This is a genomic window from Humitalea sp. 24SJ18S-53 (assembly GCF_050632385.1).
Taxonomy (GTDB): Bacteria; Pseudomonadota; Alphaproteobacteria; order Acetobacterales; family Acetobacteraceae; genus Humitalea.
Window position 1 is genome coordinate 3,734,011 of sequence record NZ_CP192599.1, and the last position, 18,665, is coordinate 3,752,675.

General features: G+C 69.2%; 16 protein-coding genes. 4 read left to right on the forward strand and 12 right to left on the reverse strand.

What is annotated here, in order from left to right:
- Window positions 1-876, forward strand: a complete 876-nt coding sequence (locus ACQW02_RS17850; RefSeq protein WP_431281255.1) for a helix-turn-helix domain-containing protein — start codon at window positions 1-3, stop codon at window positions 874-876.
- Between the two features lie 18 nt (window positions 877-894).
- Here the strand turns inward: ACQW02_RS17850 and ACQW02_RS17855 are convergent, their stop codons facing one another.
- From ACQW02_RS17855 to ACQW02_RS17870, 4 genes are all read right to left on the reverse strand, one after another.
- Complete coding sequence (locus tag ACQW02_RS17855; RefSeq protein WP_431281256.1) at window positions 895-2,214, reverse strand: TRAP transporter large permease; 1,320 nt, start codon at window positions 2,212-2,214, stop codon at window positions 895-897.
- The gene (locus tag ACQW02_RS17860; RefSeq protein ID WP_431281257.1) at window positions 2,214-2,726 is read right to left on the reverse strand and encodes a TRAP transporter small permease; all 513 of its coding nucleotides are present in this window, start codon (window positions 2,724-2,726) and stop codon (window positions 2,214-2,216) included. The genes ACQW02_RS17855 and ACQW02_RS17860 overlap by 1 nt, the downstream gene beginning before the upstream one ends.
- A gap of 67 nt (window positions 2,727-2,793) precedes the next feature.
- Complete coding sequence (locus ACQW02_RS17865; RefSeq protein ID WP_431281258.1) at window positions 2,794-3,801, reverse strand: TRAP transporter substrate-binding protein; 1,008 nt, start codon at window positions 3,799-3,801, stop codon at window positions 2,794-2,796.
- A gap of 83 nt (window positions 3,802-3,884) precedes the next feature.
- On the reverse strand, window positions 3,885-6,479 hold the full coding sequence (locus tag ACQW02_RS17870; protein ID WP_431281259.1) for a GNAT family N-acetyltransferase: 2,595 nt from the start codon (window positions 6,477-6,479) through the stop codon (window positions 3,885-3,887).
- Between the two features lie 108 nt (window positions 6,480-6,587).
- Between ACQW02_RS17870 and ACQW02_RS17875 the strand changes: the two genes are divergently transcribed.
- Window positions 6,588-7,550: an alpha/beta hydrolase gene (locus tag ACQW02_RS17875; protein WP_431281260.1), complete on the forward strand. Its 963-nt coding sequence runs from the start codon at window positions 6,588-6,590 to the stop codon at window positions 7,548-7,550.
- A gap of 11 nt (window positions 7,551-7,561) precedes the next feature.
- On the opposite strand, the gene ACQW02_RS17880 is transcribed toward ACQW02_RS17875, so the two are convergent.
- The 4 genes from ACQW02_RS17880 to rpoZ form a co-directional block, all read right to left on the reverse strand.
- A complete protein-coding gene (locus ACQW02_RS17880; protein ID WP_431281261.1) occupies window positions 7,562-8,170 on the reverse strand; it encodes a PEP-CTERM sorting domain-containing protein in 609 nt (202 codons plus the stop codon).
- 173 nt (window positions 8,171-8,343) lie between these two features.
- On the reverse strand, window positions 8,344-9,492 hold the full coding sequence (locus ACQW02_RS17885; protein ID WP_431281262.1) for an amidohydrolase: 1,149 nt from the start codon (window positions 9,490-9,492) through the stop codon (window positions 8,344-8,346).
- Between the two features lie 30 nt (window positions 9,493-9,522).
- Window positions 9,523-11,712: a RelA/SpoT family protein gene (locus tag ACQW02_RS17890; protein ID WP_431281263.1), complete on the reverse strand. Its 2,190-nt coding sequence runs from the start codon at window positions 11,710-11,712 to the stop codon at window positions 9,523-9,525.
- Window positions 11,713-11,801: 89 nt separating this feature from the next.
- Complete coding sequence (gene rpoZ / locus ACQW02_RS17895) at window positions 11,802-12,200, reverse strand: DNA-directed RNA polymerase subunit omega (protein WP_431281264.1); 399 nt, start codon at window positions 12,198-12,200, stop codon at window positions 11,802-11,804.
- Window positions 12,201-12,354: 154 nt separating this feature from the next.
- Here rpoZ and ACQW02_RS17900 point away from each other — a divergent pair, with 154 nt between their 5' ends.
- On the forward strand, window positions 12,355-13,353 hold the full coding sequence (locus ACQW02_RS17900) for an NAD-dependent epimerase/dehydratase family protein (protein WP_431281265.1): 999 nt from the start codon (window positions 12,355-12,357) through the stop codon (window positions 13,351-13,353).
- A gap of 10 nt (window positions 13,354-13,363) precedes the next feature.
- Here ACQW02_RS17900 and ACQW02_RS17905 read toward each other — a convergent pair whose 3' ends face one another.
- Complete coding sequence (locus ACQW02_RS17905) at window positions 13,364-14,875, reverse strand: glycosyltransferase (RefSeq protein ID WP_431281266.1); 1,512 nt, start codon at window positions 14,873-14,875, stop codon at window positions 13,364-13,366.
- Window positions 14,876-14,953: 78 nt separating this feature from the next.
- On the opposite strand from ACQW02_RS17905, the gene ACQW02_RS17910 reads away from it, so the two are divergent.
- Window positions 14,954-15,655: a hypothetical protein gene (locus ACQW02_RS17910; RefSeq protein WP_431281267.1), complete on the forward strand. Its 702-nt coding sequence runs from the start codon at window positions 14,954-14,956 to the stop codon at window positions 15,653-15,655.
- A 17-nt stretch (window positions 15,656-15,672) separates the two neighbouring features.
- Here ACQW02_RS17910 and ACQW02_RS17915 read toward each other — a convergent pair whose 3' ends face one another.
- Genes ACQW02_RS17915 through ACQW02_RS17925 form a run of 3 tightly spaced genes read right to left on the reverse strand, consistent with a single transcriptional unit; the run spans window position 15,673 to window position 18,642 of the window.
- Window positions 15,673-16,272, reverse strand: a complete 600-nt coding sequence (locus ACQW02_RS17915) for a hypothetical protein (RefSeq protein WP_431281268.1) — start codon at window positions 16,270-16,272, stop codon at window positions 15,673-15,675.
- A gap of 23 nt (window positions 16,273-16,295) precedes the next feature.
- Window positions 16,296-16,703 carry a carboxymuconolactone decarboxylase family protein gene (locus tag ACQW02_RS17920; protein WP_431281269.1) on the reverse strand — a complete coding sequence of 136 codons (408 nt, stop codon included), beginning with the start codon at window positions 16,701-16,703 and terminating at the stop codon, window positions 16,296-16,298.
- A gap of 16 nt (window positions 16,704-16,719) precedes the next feature.
- On the reverse strand, window positions 16,720-18,642 hold the full coding sequence (locus tag ACQW02_RS17925; protein WP_431281270.1) for an FAD-dependent oxidoreductase: 1,923 nt from the start codon (window positions 18,640-18,642) through the stop codon (window positions 16,720-16,722).
- Window positions 18,643-18,665 lie beyond the last annotated feature (23 nt).

An 18,665-nucleotide genomic window follows, 5' to 3' on the forward strand; every position in this document is an offset into this window, starting at 1 on the left:
ATGCAGTTTGCCGACATCGGGCAGCAATTGCGGGCCTATCGCCTCGAATCAGGCCTGCGGGCGGAGGAAATCGCAGCCCGTCTCGGCGTTTCCCGCGCGGCCCTCTACCGGTATGAGAAGGGCGAGGTCATCAAGCTGGATACCATCCGGCGCCTGGCCGAACTCCTGAAAATTTCGCCTTTGTCGCTGCTGGGGATCGGGATCGAGTATTTTACCCGCCCGGCCGGCTTCCAGGAACGCCTGCGCCAGGTGGAGGAACAGGCTGAACAGATCCTGCAGGTCGGCGGCGCGGTCTGCTACCTCGCCGCCAGCGATTCCTTTGACGGGGCGCTGGCCGAGGCCCTGACCGACAATGCCGATGCAACACCCGAACGCGTGCCGGCCCGCGCCGCGGCGGACCAGGCGCTCGGGCTGCTCGCCGCCCGCCGGCGGATGCATGCGGCGCGCAAGCCGTCGATGACCGCGATGCTGAGCGAGGCCAACCTGCGCCGCCTGCTGGCCGAGGGCGTGGCCCCGGGGCTGCCGATGTCGGAACGCACCCGCATCCGCTGCCGCATGGCGGCACGGGCCGAGGCCGAGCATATCGCGAGCCTGATGGAAAACCTGCCGATGGGGTTGCAGCTCGGCCTGATGTCCACCGTAGAGCCATCGGGCGGCTTCATCGTGCTGCGCGGGCGCGAAAGGGCGCATGTCTGCACCAGTCCCTTCCCGCCCGATACCGCACCCAATGCCGGCCTGGGCGTTGCCACCGTCACCGCCGCCGATGAAGCGATCACGGTGTACCAGCGCGTGGCCGAGGCCGCCTGGCGGGATGCGTTGAAGGGCCCGGCCGCTGCCGCCCGGGTCCGCGCACTGGTCGCCGAGACGCCGGTCTGAGACCGGCGCCCGGCTTCCTCACTTGAGGAAGTCGGGTTCCACCAGCGACGGCAGCAGCAAGGCCATCCCGGGCCACATGATCAGCAGCACCAGGACCGCGAACATCGGGATCAGCATGATCATCGTGTCCTTCAACGCGTCGATCATGCGTATCTTGGCGATGGAACAGGCGATCATCAGGCACAGCCCATAGGGCGGCGTGACCAGCCCGAAGGCCAGAGACACGATCCCGATCATCGCGAAATGCACCGGATGCAGCCCGGCCAATGCGGCGATGGGTTGCAGGATGGTGCCCACGATGATGATCGCCGGGATCGCATCGAGGAAGCAGCCCACCACCAGGAAGACGCCGGCGATGAACAACCCCGTGGTGATCGGCCCCATCTCCCACGCCGACACGCCGACCAGCAGCGCTTCGGGGATCTTGTAGTAGGCGAGCAACCAGCCGAAGGCACTGGCCGTGCCGACGCAGAACAGCGTGATCGCCGACAGCCGCCCGGTATCGGAGAAAGCCAGCCAGAGGCCTTTGAAGTCCATTTCCCGATAGACGATGATCGACAGGAAGCCCGCGTAGAGCACGGCGATGCAGGCAGACTCCGTGGCCGTGAACCAACCAAAGATCTTGCCGCCGATGATGATGAAGGGCGTGATCAGTGCCGGGATCGACACCATGAAGCCGGAGAAAATCTCGGCCAGCGTGGCGCGCGGATAGGTCGGGTAGCCACGTATTTTGGCGTAGGCATGCACGGTCGCCATCTGCACCAGGCCGATCATGACACCGGGAATGATCCCGGCCAGGAACAGCGCCCCGATCGAGACGGTCAGCACACCGCCCCAGACGATCATCAGAATCGACGGCGGGATGATGACCGCCAGCACCGCGGAAACCGCCGTGATCGCGACCGAAAAGCTGTCATCGTAGCCTTCCTTGCGCTGGGCATCGATGAACAGCTTGGACTGGCTGGCCGCATCCGCCGTGCTGCTGCCGGAAATGCCGGCGAAGAAGATCGACAGCACCACGTTGATCTGCGCGAGCCCGCCCGGGAAATGCCCGACCAGGGCACGGGAAAACCGCACAAGCCGGTCGGTGATGCCGCCCACGTTCATCAGGTTCGCGGTCAGCAGGAAGAAGGGCACCGCGAGCAGGATAAAGGAGTTGTAGGCGTTGAACGTCTCCTGCACGAGGATCATCGGCCAAAGCCGGTCCTCGATCAGCAGGATCGGCAGGCAGGCGATGCCAAGTGCGACGGCGACGGGAACCCGCAGCGCAAGCTGCGCGAAGAACATGCCGAAAAGGATCCACGCGGCGGTGCCGGCGGACAGGGTGCTCGCGCCCATCAGATATTGTCCTCGCCATGGCGCAGAACGCGGATGTCGTCCCACATGCGTTCACCCTGGAACAGGATCCAGGTCGCACCGCAGATCGGCCAGGCGACATGGATCAGCGGCAACGGCAGTTCGGCCAGTTCGCTGATGCGATACCAGGCGAGTTCGGTGAATTCCCAGCCGTAGATCAGGAAGACCAACGCAAAGGCCAGCACGAACAGGCCCGAGACGATATCGAGCGCCGCCCGCTTGCGCCCCTTCAACGAGGGGAACAAATCGACGGTGAAATGCGCACCCTCCCGCACGCCGACCATGGCGCCGATCATGATCATCCAGATCAGCAGGAAGCGCGAAAGCTCCTCCGTCCAGATGTATCGCGGCAGCAGCGCGGTGAAGCGGGAGAAGATCTGCAACGTGACCGGCAGCAGGATCAGCAGGACCGTGAACACCAACAGCACGTCGAGGATACGGCTGTAGACGTCGGAAATGCGGCGCAAGATGTTGCGCGCGCCAGTGGGCGGCATGGGCGGCATCCTTGGGGAGGGACTGGAAAAAGAGGGGGGCGGCCGCACGGGCCGCCCCGCGCGGGGATCAGGACGTCTGGGCGTTGATCCGGGCGAAAATCGGCCCTGCGTCGATCTCGCGCGCATAGGCAGCCATCACCGGCTCTACGACGGCCTGCATCGCCGGGCGTTCGGTGAACTCGATCTTGCGCAGGCGCCCCGCGGCGGCCAGGGCGGTGATCTTCTGCTCGTCCTCGGTGCTTTCGGCCTGGCGACCGAACACACCGGCTTCCTTGCCCGCCCGCACCACAGCGGCCTGCAGGGCCGGGGGAAGCCTGTTGAACGTCTGGGTCGAAAAGCAGATCGGGCGGATGGTGATGGCGTGCCGCGTCATCAGCAGGTTCGGCCCGACTTCGAAGAAGCGCATCTGCTCGACGCCGGCGGCCTCGTTCTCACCGGCTTCGATGACGTTGTTCTGGATCGCGTTGTAGACCTCGTTGTAGGCGATCACCTGCGGCGCCATGCCGATCGCCTGGAAGGTGCGGCTCCAGATCGGCGCACCCTGGACGCGAACGCGCAGATTGCGGATCTCCGCCATGTTGGTCGCCGGGCGGCTGCTGAAGATGTTGCGGATGCCGCCGCCGGCCCAGCCGATCAGCTTGACCCGCGCACGACGATCCACTTCGTCGGCGATGGGGGCGAACATGTCGGCGTCCAGCACAGCGTTCCAATGCGCCAGGTCACGGAACAGGAAGGGCGCGTCGATGAAGGGCGCGGCACGGCTGAAGGTGGACATGTGCGCCGGGCTGACGATGCCGTAGTCGACGGCGCGGCCCGCGGACATGTACTCGAAATACTGCTTCTCCAGCCCCAGCGAGGAGTTCTTGTGCATCACGAAGTTGATCGGCTGGCCGTAATACTGCTTCACCAGCTCCTCGAACCGGACCAGGGCGCGGGTGAAAACATGTTCGTCGTTGAATTGGCTGGCGCCGTTCAGCGTGATGACGGCCTGCGCCCGCGCGACATGCGGGGCGGCAAGCAGCGCGGTACCGGCGGCGAGGCCGCGCAGCAACGTGCGACGTTGCGGATGTTCCATGGATGACTCCCTTTGCGGGCCGGCTTGCCGCCGGCTTCCGCAACAAGGCTAGCGCGCCCTGGCGACAAAAGGAAACTACCTAGTTACCCAGCCGGCGCGGGCGAAAGGTCCAGCACCGCTTCCAGCACCTCCTCCTCATCCGGCAGGCGTCGCGCGACGAAGCCCAGGGCACGGACAAAGCCGAGCATCGGCGCATTGTCGGCCAGAACCTGGCCAACGATGCGCCGCACGCCGACGCTGCGCCCCCAGTCGATGATGCGCTGCATCAGCGCGCGGCCGAGGCCCCGCCCCTTCCAGTCGGGATCGACCACCACCGCGAATTCGGCATCGCCGTCCGGGGTGCGGATCAGCCGCGACACGCCGACGGTGCGCGCCGCCGCATCCACCGCCACGAAGGCCATTTCCCGGTCGTAGTCGACCTGCGTCATCCGGGCGATCTGTTCGGGCGGTAGTTCCTTCAGCGGCGTGAAGAAGCGCCAGCGCACATCCTCCGCCTTCAGCCGGGCGAAAGCCTCGGCATGTGCCGCGGCATCTTCTGGCCGGATGGGGCGAATGGTCACCTCCTCGCCATCGCGCGCGGTCCAGGCGCGCGACAATTCGGCCGGATAGGGCGGGATGGCCAGGTGGCCAAGACTGCCCTCCACACGCAGCGACACCGAGGCATCGAGCGCCATCACTCCCGCCGGCCCCGCGCGCAGGGGGTTGATGCTGATAGCGGCGATCTCGGGGAAATCCACCGCGATCTGCGACAGCCTGACCAGCGCATCGGCGACCGCCTGACGATCCACCGGCGGCAGGTCCCTGTAGCCCGCGAACAGGCGGGCGGCGCGGCTGCGATCGACCAGCGCGGTTGCCAAGGTGTTGTTCAGCGGCGGCAGGTCGAAGCCCTCATCGGGTTCGAAATCAGCCGCCGTGCCGCCCCGCCCGAAGCCAATATAGGGGCCGAACATCGGGTCGTCCGACAGGTGCAGCCGCAACTCCTGCCCAGCCTCGGCCATGCGCTGCACCAGCACGCCGTCCAGCCGCGCCTGCGGCCGGCGCGCGGCGACATCGGCCAGCATCGCCTTGGCGGCCCGCAGCACCGCCGCCGAATCCCGCAGGCCCAGGACCACGCCGCCGACATCGGTCTTGCGCGGCAAATCCGACGACAGGATTTTCAGCACCGCCGGAAAGCCGAGCGCGGCCGCGGCGACCGCCGCCTGGGTCGGCCCCTTCGCCGCGCGCGACGGAATGCAGGGCAGGCCATAGGCCGCCAGCACCGCCAGGCTGTCGGCTTCGTTCATGTCGTGGCGCCCCTCGGCCCGGGCGCGGGCGATCAGCGCGCCCACGGCGTCGCGGTCGGGTGCGAGGTCCAGCACATCGCGCGATGGCGTTTCCGCCGCCGCCGCACGCGCCTGGTGATCGCGCGCGAGGTGCATGGCGCCGCGCACCGCCCCCTCCGGCGTCGGAAAGACCGCCATGCCCGCTTCCGCCAACGCGCGACGCTGGGCGCCCGCGGTATGCTGGCCGCACCAGCCGGTCAGCAGCGGCGCCTGGCCACGCGCGGGCCGCGTCCCGGTCAGCGCCGCGATCAACGGTGCCTCATCCTCCCCGGGTGTCGGCGCATGCAGCAGGATGACGCAATCCACGGCGGGGAGCGTGGCCAGCCGGCGGGCCTCGGTCACCAAGCCGACGCCTGACGTGGCTGGCAGGGTCAAGGGGTTCGCTGCCCCCGTCACGGCCAGCCGCGCGCCGCGATCGGCGACCGCATCCGCGCCCAGCAGGGCCAGGCCCTCGCCATTCGCCACGATGGCGATCCGGTCGCCCGGCAGTGCATCGGCGCCGTGGCGGGATGCGGGCCGGACCCGAGGCAGGGTTTCGGCGGCGGCTAGCAAATCTTCCAACCCATCCACGCGCAACACCCCGGCACGGCGCAACGCGGCTTCCAGCACGGCATCGCCATTGCCGTCGGTGCTGCGGGCGCCCGGGCGTATCGCGACCACCGGGCGGGTGCGGGCGGCGGCGCGGGCCGCGGAGATGAACATCCGCCGATTGCGGATGCGCCGCAGGTCGAGCAGCACGGCCCCGGCCGAGGGGTCACGCGCGATCCAGTCTAGTGCCGGCGCGAAGCCGATGTCGGCGTTGTCGCCGATGCCGATAATGTGGCTGAAGCCCACCGCCTGACCCAGCGCCCAGTCGATCAGCGCGCGCGGCAACGCCGAGCCCTGGCACGCGACGGCCAGCCGCCCGGCCGGCACCGGCAGGTGCGACAGGCTGGCGTTCAGCCCGATCGCCGGCACGCAAAGCCCGAATGACCGCGGCCCCAAGGCGCGAACCCCTGTCGCCCGCCCGGCCGCCGCCAGTTCAGGCGCCGGCATGTCGGTGACGACGACGGCTGCGTGGCAGCCCCGCGCGGCCAGCCCCGCCATCGCCGGTCCCACCGATTCGCGCGGCAAGGCGATGACCGCCAGGTCCGTCCCCATTTCCAACGCCCCGAGGTCGGGCAGCCGGGTCAACCCCGGCGCGTCCATGCCCAGGATCGATAGCGCCCCCGCAAAGCCGCCGGCGGCGAGGTTGGCGGCCAGCACCCCCGCCTCGGGCAGCGACGGGTCGGCCAGAAGCACGACCGCGCGCGGCCGGAATAGCGCGGTGTCGGCAAAACCCTTCTTCCGTGGGCCATGGGTGACAGGCAGCGACATGGCCACAGGCTGGTCCCAGCCCCCGGCTTGGGCAAGCACAGAGGTGGGGGGTCACTTGCCGGCAAGGCCGCGCCGCCGTGGAATGGCCGGATCGTCACCGGAGGAAGCATGACCGAAACCGACCCGCGCTGGGATCCCGAGATGCTGGCAGCGCAAACCAGGCTGGCCGCGCGGGCCGCCACCTATCCGCCGCAGACGCTGACCCTGCCGCTGGATGGCGCGCGCGCGACCGGTGAGGCGATCCACGCCGATACCACCACCGGCCCGGTCATGGCCGTCACCGAGGATCGCTGGCTACCGATCCGCGGCCACCGCCTGCTCTGCCGCTTTCACCGCCCCGCCGGGATCACGGGGCCGGCGCCGGTCCTGGTCTATCTGCATGGCGGCGGCTGGGTGTGGAACAGTATCGACACGCATGATCGCCTGATGCGCGAATACGCCGCCGCCGCGGGCTGCGTCGTGATCGGCCCCGACTACACGCTTTCCCCCGAAGCGGCGTTTCCGCAGGCGCTGGAGGAATCGGCCGCCGTGGTGCGCTGGATCGCGGCACAAGGCGCCGACTGGGGGCTCGACCCCGGGCGCATCGCCATCGGCGGGGACTCGGCGGGTGGAAACCTGGCAGCCGGGGTGGCGCTGCTGCTGCGGGAGACAGACCCGGACCTGCGGCTGTCGGGGCTGTTGCTGAACTACGGCGTGTTCGACGCCCGGCTGGACACGCCATCCTATGATGAATTCGCTGACGGCTACTGGCTGACGCGCGACAAGATGCGCTTCTACTGGGATTGCTACTGCCCGCGCCCGGCCGACCGGCTGAACCCGCTGGCCAGCCCCCTGCGCGCCGACCTGGCTGGGCTGCCGCCGGTACTGCTGCATTGGGCCGAGTTGGACGTGCTGTCGGGCGAAAACGCCGCGATGGCGGAACGCCTGCGCGCCGCCGGCGTGCCGCTGGAGGCGGAGGTGTTTCCCGGCGTCGCCCACGGGTTCCTGCGCGCATTGGCCGAGGTCGCGAAGGCGCGCGATGCCGTGGCCAAGGCAGGGGCCTGGCTGCGCCGGGTTTTCGACGCCGCGTGACGCCCGGAGCGTCAGCCGGTCGCCCGTCGGCGTTGGGATGACAGCCCCAGCGCCACGAGGCCCACCCCGACAAGTGCCAGGCTCGACGGCTCCGGCACGGAAATCACGCCGGCGAAGTCACAGCGCGCGAAGAAGCAGCCGAGCGCGCCATCCGACCTGGCCTGCCCGGCGAAGGCGCCCGGACCGGCTGCCTGTAGCCGGAACTCGCTTGCAGTATCATTGTAATAGACGTCGCCAGTCGGCGGCCCGTTTGGCGTGGAAACGAAGTGAAATTCGCTGAAGTAGCCCGACTGAAACGGCCGCTGGAACGTGAAATCCGCCAAGGTGACCAGCAACCGAGAAACAGAGTTGATGCTGAAGCGAATGTCGAAGGCCACCAGGCCATCGAATGATTCGAAATAGGGGCCCTGCTGCGCGCTGTTCCGCAGCGTGACATCGAACCCCGCGGCATAGGCGGCGTCGGTCACCACCATTCTGCCCGTGAACAACAGGGGGACCGGGCGCTCCGGATGAAAGCCGCTTTCGTTTTCGATGGTTGGGCCGACCTGCGTGAAGTCGAGCACGACGTTCGCCTTGGCCCCAGCGAGCGTCGCGACCGTCACTCCGATGGCCAAGGCCATCCCAAGGATATTACGGCACCACATGTGACCGTCCCTCCCCGACCACGGTTAGAGTCGATCTGGAGAGGAGCAATCCCTATGCCAGCCTATTTTATCAAAGGCTTGACAGGCTACGTTCGACCTTCAGGCACCGGAATGTAAAGCCGGCTGACGGGGAGTCCCCGCCCGCCGGGTCAGGCGCCCGCGAGCGACCGCTTGGCCACCTCGGCCAGCCAGGCCGAAGCCGTCGGCAGGATCCCATCGTTGAAGTCGTAGTTCGGGTTGTGCAGGTCGCGCCCGCCGGCCGCCTCGCCATTGCCGATCCAGACGAAGGCGCCGGGCACTTCGTGCAGGAAGTGCGAAAAATCCTCGCCCGTCATCGCGGGCGCCAGATCGCGGCGCAGCGCGGTGACACGCCCGGCGGCCTCTGCCGCGACATCGGCCTCGGCCGCGTGGTTCACGGTGACCGGCACGCCGGGTGTCACCTCGACCCGCGCTGTCACGCCGAAGGTGGCCGACAGGCCAAGTGCGATGCGTTCCAGGCCGGCGATGATCGCATCCCCGGTCGCGGGGCGCAGGAAACGCATGCTGCCCTTCAGCAGCACCTGGGCCGCGATCTGGTTCTGCGCCTCACCACCATGGATCATGGTCAGCGAGACGACGCCGGCATCCAGCGGGTCCAGCACCCGGGCCACGATGGATTGCGCGGCGACGATGGCATGGCCCGCGGCGACAATCGGATCGCGCGTCAGATGCGGCAAGGCGGCGTGGCCGGCATGGCCATCGATGGTCAGGGTGAAGCGGTTGCCGGCGGCCATCACCGGGCCGGGATGCACCGCGACAGTCCCCGCGGCCAGCCCGGGCCAGTTGTGCCAACCAAAGATGCGATCCATCGGGAAGCGGGTGAACAGCCCGTCGCGGATCATGCTGCGGGCACCGCCGCCGCCTTCCTCGGCCGGCTGGAACACCAGGCGCACGGTGCCGGACCAGTCGTCATCGGCCATCAGCCGGATCGCGGCCCCCAGCAGCGCGGTGGTGTGCCCGTCATGGCCACAGGCGTGCATCACGCCGGGCACCGTGCTGCGCCAGGGCAGGTCCGCATCGGTTTCGTGGATCGGCAGCGCATCCATGTCGCCGCGCAGCCCGACCGAACGGTTGCCGCCGCCCTTGCGGATGGTGGCAACGATGCCGTGGCCGCCCACGCCGGTTTCGAACTCCGTCACGCCGATCTCGCGCAGCTTTTCGGCGACAAAGGCGGCCGTCGGGCCTTCGTGCAGGCTGAGGGCGGGGTGGGCGTGCAGGTGACGGCGCCAGGCGGTCAGGCGATCGCCGATATCGGGCATGCTGAAAACTTCCTCAGTGTGGGCCGGCCGTCAGCCCTTGGCGCGCTCCACTTCCTCGACGCCCGGGCAGGCGCGCAAGGCGGCAACGACATTCGACAGATGGCGTGTGTCGGTCACTTCGACATCCACTTCAACCTCGACAAAATCCGACGCGCGATGCTTCACCTTCAGCCGCGACAGGCGGGCGCCGTGCTTGCCGATGGCGATGGTGATGCCGGACAGCGCCGGGCCTTCCTCGGTCGCGACCAGCGCCAGCCGGGCGACATGCTGGCCATTCGGGGCCGCCGCCTGGTCCCAATCCACGTCAAGGAAGCGTTCGGGCGTGCTGGCGAATTGCGTCAGGGTCGCGCATTCGGCGCGGTGGATGGTGACCCCCTTGCCGGTCGCGACGATGCCGACGATCCGGTCGCCCGGGATCGGATGGCAGCAGCCGGCGAAGGCGACCGGCATGCCCGCGACCAGCCCGCTGATGCCATCGGCCGCATCGCCGATCCGGCGCGGCGGCACCGACACGGTCTGCCCGGGTTTTCCGCGCGCACGGGTCAGCGCCAGCGTGTCGGTCGCCCGCGGCGGGCCGCGCAATTCCGGTTCGGCCGCATAGACGACGTCACGGGCCGAGATGTGGCCGGCGCCGACCGTCAGGTAAAGTTCTTCGACACCGCCTTGTTTCAGCAGCTTGGCGGCGCGTTCGACCCGTTCGGAGGTCGCCTCGATCCCCTCCTGCCGGAAGGCGCGGGCGATGGCGCCGCGGCCGGTTTCCTGGGTTTCGGCGCGCTGCTTGGCCAGCACCACGCGGCGGATACGGGCGCGCGCCTTGCCGGTGACGACAAAGCGTTCCCAGGCGGGATTGGGCGTGCCGCCGCGGGCGGTGATGATTTCGACCTGGTCGCCATTGTCCAGCGGCTGGCGCAGCGGCTTGATCTGGCCGTTGATCTTTGCCCCGACACAGGCATCGCCCACCGCCGAGTGGACCTGATAGGCAAAATCGACGGGCGTGGCGCCGCGCGGCAGGGCGATCAGCTCACCCTTGGGCGTGAAACAGAACACCTGGTCCTGGTGCAGCGCGAGCTTGGTATTCTCCATGAACGACTGGGCTTCGTTGCCCGTGTTGTCCAGGATTTCCAACAGGTCCTTGACCCAAGGGTAACGCCGGCGATCTTTCGCCGCGGTATCGCCCTGCTTGTAGATCCAATGCGCGGCGACGCCGAAATCAGCGACTTCGTGCATTTCCGGCGTGCGGATCTGCACTTCGATCTTGGCGTTGCGGCGCGCGGGCACAGTCACGCCGGTATGCAACGACTGGTAGCCGTTCTTCTTGGGCGTGGAGATGTAGTCCTTGAACCGCCCCGGCACGACCCGATAGTGCGAATGCACCGACCCCAGCGCGGCGTAACAGGTGGCCTTGTCCGGGACGAGCACGCGGAAGGCCATGATGTCCGAGAGTTGCTCGAACTCGACCTTCTTCTCCTTCATCTTCAGCCAGATCGAGACGGGGGATTTTTCCCGCCCCGAGACCTCGGCGTGTTCGACCCCGTCGGCGGCCAGCACGCGCAGCATGTCGGCGCGGATTTCCTCGATCAGATCCGCGCCCTGCCCGCGCAAGAAAGCCAGGCGGGCGACGATGGTCTGATAGGCGTCGGGCTCGATCTCGCGGAAGGCGCGGACCTCAAGCTCGGTCTTGATCGCATCCATGCCGATGCGTTCGGCCAGGGGGGCGTAGATGTCCGATGTTTCGCGCGCGACGCGGCGGCGCTTCTCCGGCTTCTCGACGAAATGCAGCGTCCGCATGTTGTGCAGGCGGTCGGCCAGCTTCACCAGCAGGACGCGGATGTCCTCGCTCATCGCCAGCACGAGCTTGCGGAAGTTCTCGGCCTGTTTGGTGTGTTCGGACTGGAGTTCGATCCGGCCCAGCTTGGTCACCCCATCGACCAGCCTGGCGACATCCGCACCAAACCGGCGTTCAAGCTCCGCCAGGGTAACACTGGTGTCCTCCACCGTGTCATGCAGCAGGGCGGTCAGGATCGAGGCGGTGTCGAGCCGGTAGCCCGCGAGGATGCGCGCGACAGCCAGCGGATGGGTGATGTAGGGGTCGCCGTTTTCCCGCGTCTGTTTCGCGTGGGCGGCGGCGGCGAAGTCGTAGGCCGCCTCGATCAGGGCGCGGTCGGCGCGGGGATCGTAGGCGGCGACGGTCGCCGCCAGATCGGCCCCAGGGGAAACCACCGCCTTGTTCGGCAGGGCGCCCCCCGGCGCAGCCAGTCCTTCCGGCGCGCGTGCCGGCCCGTCGCCCGTCCCGGTTATGGGACCGGCCGTCAGCGCTTGCCCCCGGCCAGTTCGGCGGCGATCGCCGCCTCGATGTCGTCGGGCGACAGGTCTTCAAGGCCCATGCCATCCGGCAGGGCTTCTTCGTTCACGTCCATCACGCCAAAGATATTCTCGTCGATGGCGATGATGTCGCCGACTTCCTCGTCCAGCGGCTCCGGCTCGGGCGCGCGCAGCAGGCCCTTGACGATGTCCTGTTCCAGCAACGGCAGGTCGACGGTCTTTTCGGCGATCTCTCGCAGGGCGACGACGGGGTTCTTGTCGTTGTCGCGGTCCAGGGTCAGTTCCTCACCCCGGCTGAGGTTCCGCGCGCGCTGGGCGGCGAACAGCACGAGGTCGAACCGGTTGGGGACCTGGAGGATGCAATCTTCGACGGTGACGCGGGCCATGGTATGTCCGGTTCAATTCAGCCAAAAGGGCGCGCGGGTTGAACTCCGCGCGGGCGGACCATGCATGTAGCCATGCCGGGGGCCGGATGCAAGCCGGATTGCCCCCGGCGCCCGGGCCGCGTAACGCCGAAGCGCATTTCCATGAGGGTTCGCGATGGCCAAGGTCCTGATCACCGGCGGCGCCGGCTTCGTCGGCTTGAACGTGACCGAGGCGCTGCTGGCCCGCGGCGACAGCGTCGTCATCTATGGCCGTGAGCCCCTGCCCGTCCCGGCCGCCGCCGCCTTCGCCGCCCTGCCCGGCCAGTTGACCGTCATCCTGGGCGATGTGCTGGACGACACCGCCCTGCGCGCCGCCTTCGCCGCCCAGCCGATCGACACGGTGCTGCCCTTCGCCGCCATCACCGCCGGCCCGGCGCGGGAGGCGGAAAACCCCGAACTGGTGCTGGATGTGAACCTGAAGGGCCTGGTCGCGACCCTGAAGGCCGCGCGCGACGCGGGCGGGGTGCGCCGGGTGGTGCTGCCCTCCTCCTCGGCCGTCTATGGCGAAAGCGCCTATGCCTATCCGGTGCTGACCGAGGCGGAGACCCCTTGCGTGCCGATCAGCCTCTATGGCGTGACCAAATACGCGGTCGAGCGCATGGGGATGCGGCTGTCCGGGCTCTGGGGCTTGGACGCCATCGCCGCCCGCATCGGCGCGACCTTTGGCCCGTGGGAACGCGATACCGGCCTGCGCGACACCCTCAGCCCGCATCTGGCCATCGCCCAGGCGGCCCTGGCAGGGCGGGCCATCGTGATCCCGGCCGCCCCCCTGCCCGCCTATGACTGGATCTACGTGCGCGACCTGGCGGCGGGGCTGTTGGCGCTTGTGGACACCGACACCCCGGGTCCGCGCGTGTTCAACCTGGCCAGCGGGTTGGACTGGGCGCCCCTGGCCGGGGCCTGCTGCGATGTGATGGCGGCCCGCTTCCCCGGGTTTTCCTGGCGCCATGCGGCGGCGGGTGAGGCCGCGACCGTCAGCTTCAACGAAACCCGGCCGCGCGGCGTGATGGCCAATACCCGGGCGGCGGGGCTGGGCTGGGCGCCGCGCTTCATCGGCCCCGCGGCGTATGAGGATTATGCCGCCTGGATCACGACGCGCGCCGACGCCGTGTAAAGGCCGCGCGTCACCCGCGTAGCGCCGCCAGCACGCGCCGGCGCAACCGATGCAGCGGCGCCCGCACCGCGGCGGGCAGGATCCTGTGCCACAGCCCGCGCAGCACGGATTCAATTCGCGCCCCAAGCCCGGGCGGCGGCCGCGCGCCCTGCAGCGCCGCGTCCAGCCGTCGCTCCGTGCTGTCCAGCGCGGCCAGCACCCGTGCTTCGATAAGCGCCTGCCGGTCGAAGACGCCGGCCAGGCCGATCGCGGTGTCCTGGGCATGGGCGGCGACGGCGGCCTGTGCCGCAGCCGATCCGGCCTGCACCGCCTCTCGCAGGTCCGCCGTCACGGATGCCAGCGCGCCCTCCGTCTCGGCCTGGGCGGTGTCGAGGCCCGACTGCGTCTGCGCGATGGCCGCGGCAAGGCCCGCCTGCGTCTGGGCCACAGCGGCGGCAAGGCCGGCGATCTCCTGCCCGACACGGTCGAGCGGCGACCCACGCGCGGGCCATCCGATCTGGTCCGCAAGGCGGCGCCATGCGGCGTCCTGGTCCAGATGCGGCACCCAGCGTGAAATGAAGACCCCGACCGCCGCCGCCTCGGCGGGCGCATTGTCGAGGGCGGGCAGCGCCAGCATGTCCCGGTAGATCGTCTCCAGCCCATCGAGCCAGGGCTCGATCCCACACCGGTCGCGCACCAGGGCGGTGGCGGCCTCGGCCTCGGCCGCCGACCAGGCGGCGATGGCGGCGGCCACCTGCGCTTCGTCGGTCGGGAATGCCAGGATGGCGGCGCCGAGATTCCACGGCAGCCATGCCTCGGCATTGGCCCGGCCGAGGAATCCTGCGCAGCCACGACCGTCGCAAACGATCACGCCGGCACCGGCGGCCGCGGCCTCCATCGCCGTCCGGGCGGTGGCGAAGACGATATCGGCGCGGGCGAAGGCCTCCTCCGGCCGCGCCAACATCTGGCCGGGGCCGGAGCCGAATTCCTCCAGCACGATCCCGGCCGCGTGGCAGGCGGCGCGCAGGGCCGGCAGATGCGTCGCATGCTTGGTGATCGCGATCGCGCGCCCGGGGCGTTCCGGCAGGCGGGGGTGGGGCAGGCCGCGCGACAGATCGACCGCGTTCGGCAGGATCGACACCTGCGATGCCGCCGCACCTTCCGCCACCAGGCGTGCGCGGCACCGTTCATCCACGGCAAAGGCACGCCGCACGCGCGGATGCGGTGGCAGCGTGTCGTAGGCGGTGGTGGCGTCGTGGCACACGAACAAGCCGGGCACGCCGGGATGGGCCGCCAGTGCCGCGAAGCAGGGTGCCGTGTGGTGGCCATGGATCACATCGGGCCGCATCGGCAAACCGTCGGGCCGGTCGGTGACAAGATGGCCCCGCGCCCGCATCTCCTGCGCCAGCGGTCCCAGCGTCTGGGCATAGATGACCGCGCGATGCCCGCGGCGGCGCAGGCCGTCGGCCAGTTGTTCGACGACAACCTCCGTCCCCGTGCGGTTCGCCAGGACGAGGTTCGTGATCAGCACGGTCAGCGACACGTCATGGCTCCCGGTCGCCAGCCGTGGCGGCGACAGGCCTTGGCTATTCACATCCGGCCACGCTGACTACAAGGCCCGATGCCCGAACCCTGCCTGATCGTCGCGCATCCCGGCCATGAATTGCGATTGTTCGGCTGGATGGAGCAGCAACGCCCCCTTGTCTGCGTGCTGACCGACGGGGCGGGGCAGGCCGCACCGCCGCGCACCGCATTCTCCCGGACGCTTATCCAGGCGTGCGGGGCACGCGCCGGCGCGGTCATGGGGCCTCTGTCGGACCGCGCCTGGTATGCTGCGCTGCTGGCCGGCGATGCGTCCCCCTTCCTGGCCGCGGCGGAGACCATCGCGGGGCAGGCCGAACCGGGCGCCCTGGTCGTGGCGGACCCGGTCGAGGGCTATAACCCCATGCATGACCTCTGCGCCGCTGTCGCCGATCGGGTCGCGGCCCTGGTTGGCGGGGCACGCGCCACCTATCCGCTGACCCGCGTGGCGCAGGGCGGCGACATCCTGGCGCTGGACGACGCCACCCAAGCACGCAAGCGCACCGGCGTCGCGAACTACACCCCACTCGCCCAGGAAGCGTCCGTGGTTCTGGGTACCGACCCCCAGGCCATGGCCGAGGAGCGGATCCTGCCCGCCCAGGACGACTGGCCGGAAACGCCGGACGAACAACCCGGCTACGAGGCGATCGGCGCCAACCGCCAGGCGGCGGGGGTCTACGACCGCCTCATCACCTATCGCGAGCACGTTCGCCCGATGGCGCTGATCCTGCGTCGCCTGTGACGGCGGCACCCTGACACTCAGGTCGCCGGCGACACCCCGTCGCGGCCGACCTGCATGCGGTCGACGGTGATCCGGCCGTCCTCCGCCCGCGTGCCGACGACCAGCACGGCGGCGCCGGGCACCAAATCGGCGCGCGTGGCCGGGATGCCCATCAGCAGTGCGGTCCGTGGCGTGATCGCCACCCGGTGGCTTTGCCCCAGGATGGTCATGGTGATCTCACGGCCATTCGCATTCTCGACCACCGCCTCCACCGCGCCATTGTTCATCGAGGTATTGGGCCCGAGGTCCCAGGCCGACTGGAACTCCCGCCCCCGCGCGCCCGGCGGGAAGACGCTGATCGCAATCGCCTGCAAGCCGCCATCAGGGCCAGGTTCGGCCACCACGCCCAGGAAGGTCCCCGGCGTCACCTCCGACAGCGCGACCCGGCGCAGGGCGGACACGGGTGCGGTTTCGGGCAGGGTGACGGTCGCGCGGCCGCCTTCGCGGGTGGCGATGGTCAGTTGGCCGGCCTCGAACGACACGATCGTGCCGCGGATACGGGCGGGGCCGGCCCCTTGGGCGAAGGCGGCAAAAGGCAGGACAGCCAGGCCAAGGGCTGTGAGGCGTCGTGACAGCATGGGCCGGTCCTCCGTGGTGCGCCTCATGTGGGTTCGGCCGGCGTCGTGGGAACCCACCCCTTGCCCTCGCGCACATCCTTCATGGCACGGCAGAATCCCTCGAAGGCCGGCATCCCGGCGGGCAGCCCGGCCAGGAAGGCGGCTTCCACCACTTCCTCGAAACTCGCGCCGTATTGCATGGCGCGGCGGGACGCCCATTCGATGCCCTCGCGGTCGCCCTTCACCGCCGTCGTGATGCCGACCAGCACCAGGAAGCGGGTCTTGAGGTCCAGCGCACGGCCCTCGCCCGGGCCAAAGATCACATGGCTGGCAAGGTCGCCGTAGCGGCGCAGGAATTCCGGATTGCACTCGGCCAGCATGTCGTGCAGCGGCAGGGTATAGCCGCGGACGGCGCGGATTTTTTCGAGTTCGGCTTCGCCTTCGGGGGTCATGGTGTTGTCCTTGTTGTCAGATGGCCCGCGCGGCGATCTCGCCTTCGCGTATCGCCGCGTCGGCACGGCGGGGGGCCAGGGCATCGCCGATCAGCCGCACCTCCGGCCCGCTGCCGTGCAATGCGTGGAACAGCGCGTCCTGCGCCTCGGCGCCCAGCGCCAGGACGATGGTGTCGATGTTGTTCCGCACATGTTGTTCGCTGGTGTAGACATCGCGCAGCCGCACCGTGCCGCCTTCGATCCCCAGCAATTCCATGTCGGTGGTGAAAGTGACGCCCATGCGCCGGAGCATCCCAAACGTCTTGCCCCAGTCGCGGCTGGCCGCGAGGTCGGGGGCCGCCTGACCCAGCCAGGTCACGAATTCCACCGCCGCCCCACGCGATGCCAGGTATTCGGCGACCACCACCGCCTGCCGCCCGCCCAACCCGTCATAGACCAACGCCCGCGCCCCGGGCGGTGCCTGTTCGCGCAGCGCGTCCATGTAGGACAGCACGTTGGGCTGGTCCGTGCCGGGCACCGGGGCGCCATTCCATTTTTCCGGCCGCAGCGGAGTCCAGCCATGGCGCAGCCCGGCCGAACCGGTGGCGACAATGATGGTTTCGTAGCCCGCGGCGCGGAGCATGGCCTCGGTCGCCACCGTTTGCAGGCGGATATCGACGCCCGCCTTCACCACCTGGCGTTCCAGCCAGTCGGCGACGCCGGCCAGTTCCGTGCGCGACGGCGCGCGCGACCACAGCCGGACCTGGCCGCCCAGCTCATGGCTGCGTTCGTACAGCGTGACCTGGTGCCCGCGCTGGGCCGCGGTCAGTGCCGCGCGCATCCCGCCCGGGCCACCGCCGACGACCGCGACTTTTTTCGCGCGCGCCGCCTGCGTCACCGTGCCGGCGCCGAGTTGGCGTTCGTTGCCGGCCGCCGGGTTGTGGATGCAGGCGATCGGCGCCTGGGCGAAAATCGACGACATGCACCAATTGGCGCCGACGCAGGGGCGGATGTCCTCGCCCTCGCCACGTTGCGCCTTGGCGACCCATTCGGGGTCGGCGATCAGCGCGCGTGCCATGGCGACGAAATCGCAATCGCCCTGGGCCAGGTGTTTCTCGGCCTCGGCCGGCGTCACGATGCGACCGACGCCCACCACCGGGCGGTCCACCGCCTGCTTCACCTTTCGCGTCGCGGCCATCTGGAAGCCGTGGCTTTCCGGTGAGGTCGGGTAGATCAGCATCCGGTTCAGGTAGGTGCCGTGGCTGCATGATACGTAGTCGATCAACCCCGATGCGGTCATCCGCGCCGCGACCTCGGCCCAGTCGTCCGGGCGCAGCCCGCCCTCATGGCCATCGTCGGAATTGATGCGGACGCCGACGATCATATCCGGACCGCATTCCTCACGCGTTGCCTGGATGATCTCCATGACCAGGCGCAGGCGGTTCTCCAAGCTGCCGCCAAAGGCATCCGTACGGTGGTTCGTCGCGGGCGACAGGAACTGGTTCAGCAGATAGCCATGCGCCATGGAATGGACCTCGACCCCATCCAACCCACCATCGCGGGCGTGACGGGCCGACAGGCGATAGCCCTCGCGGATCGTGTCGATGTCGGCGATCGTCATCACATGCGGCATCTCGCGATACACCGCGCAGGGCACCGCCGATGGCGCCCAGACCGGCACGCCGGAGGCGACGCTGTTCGTCTCACGCCCCCGATGCCAGGGCTGCGCCAGCAGCAACGCGCCGTGGCGATGCACCGCATCCGCGATCTTCCGGAACTGCGGCACCATGCGCGGGTCGAAGGCCAGCGCCTTGCCGCGATAGGGCAGCGATGTCTCATGCACCGCCATGGCTTCCATGGTGATGACGGCGACGCCGTGCTTGGCGCGTTCCTCGTAATAGGCCACGTGTTCGTCGGTGAAGACGTGGTCCTTCACCAGCAAGGTCGCATGCGCGCTCATCCACGTACGGTTGCGTGCCATCT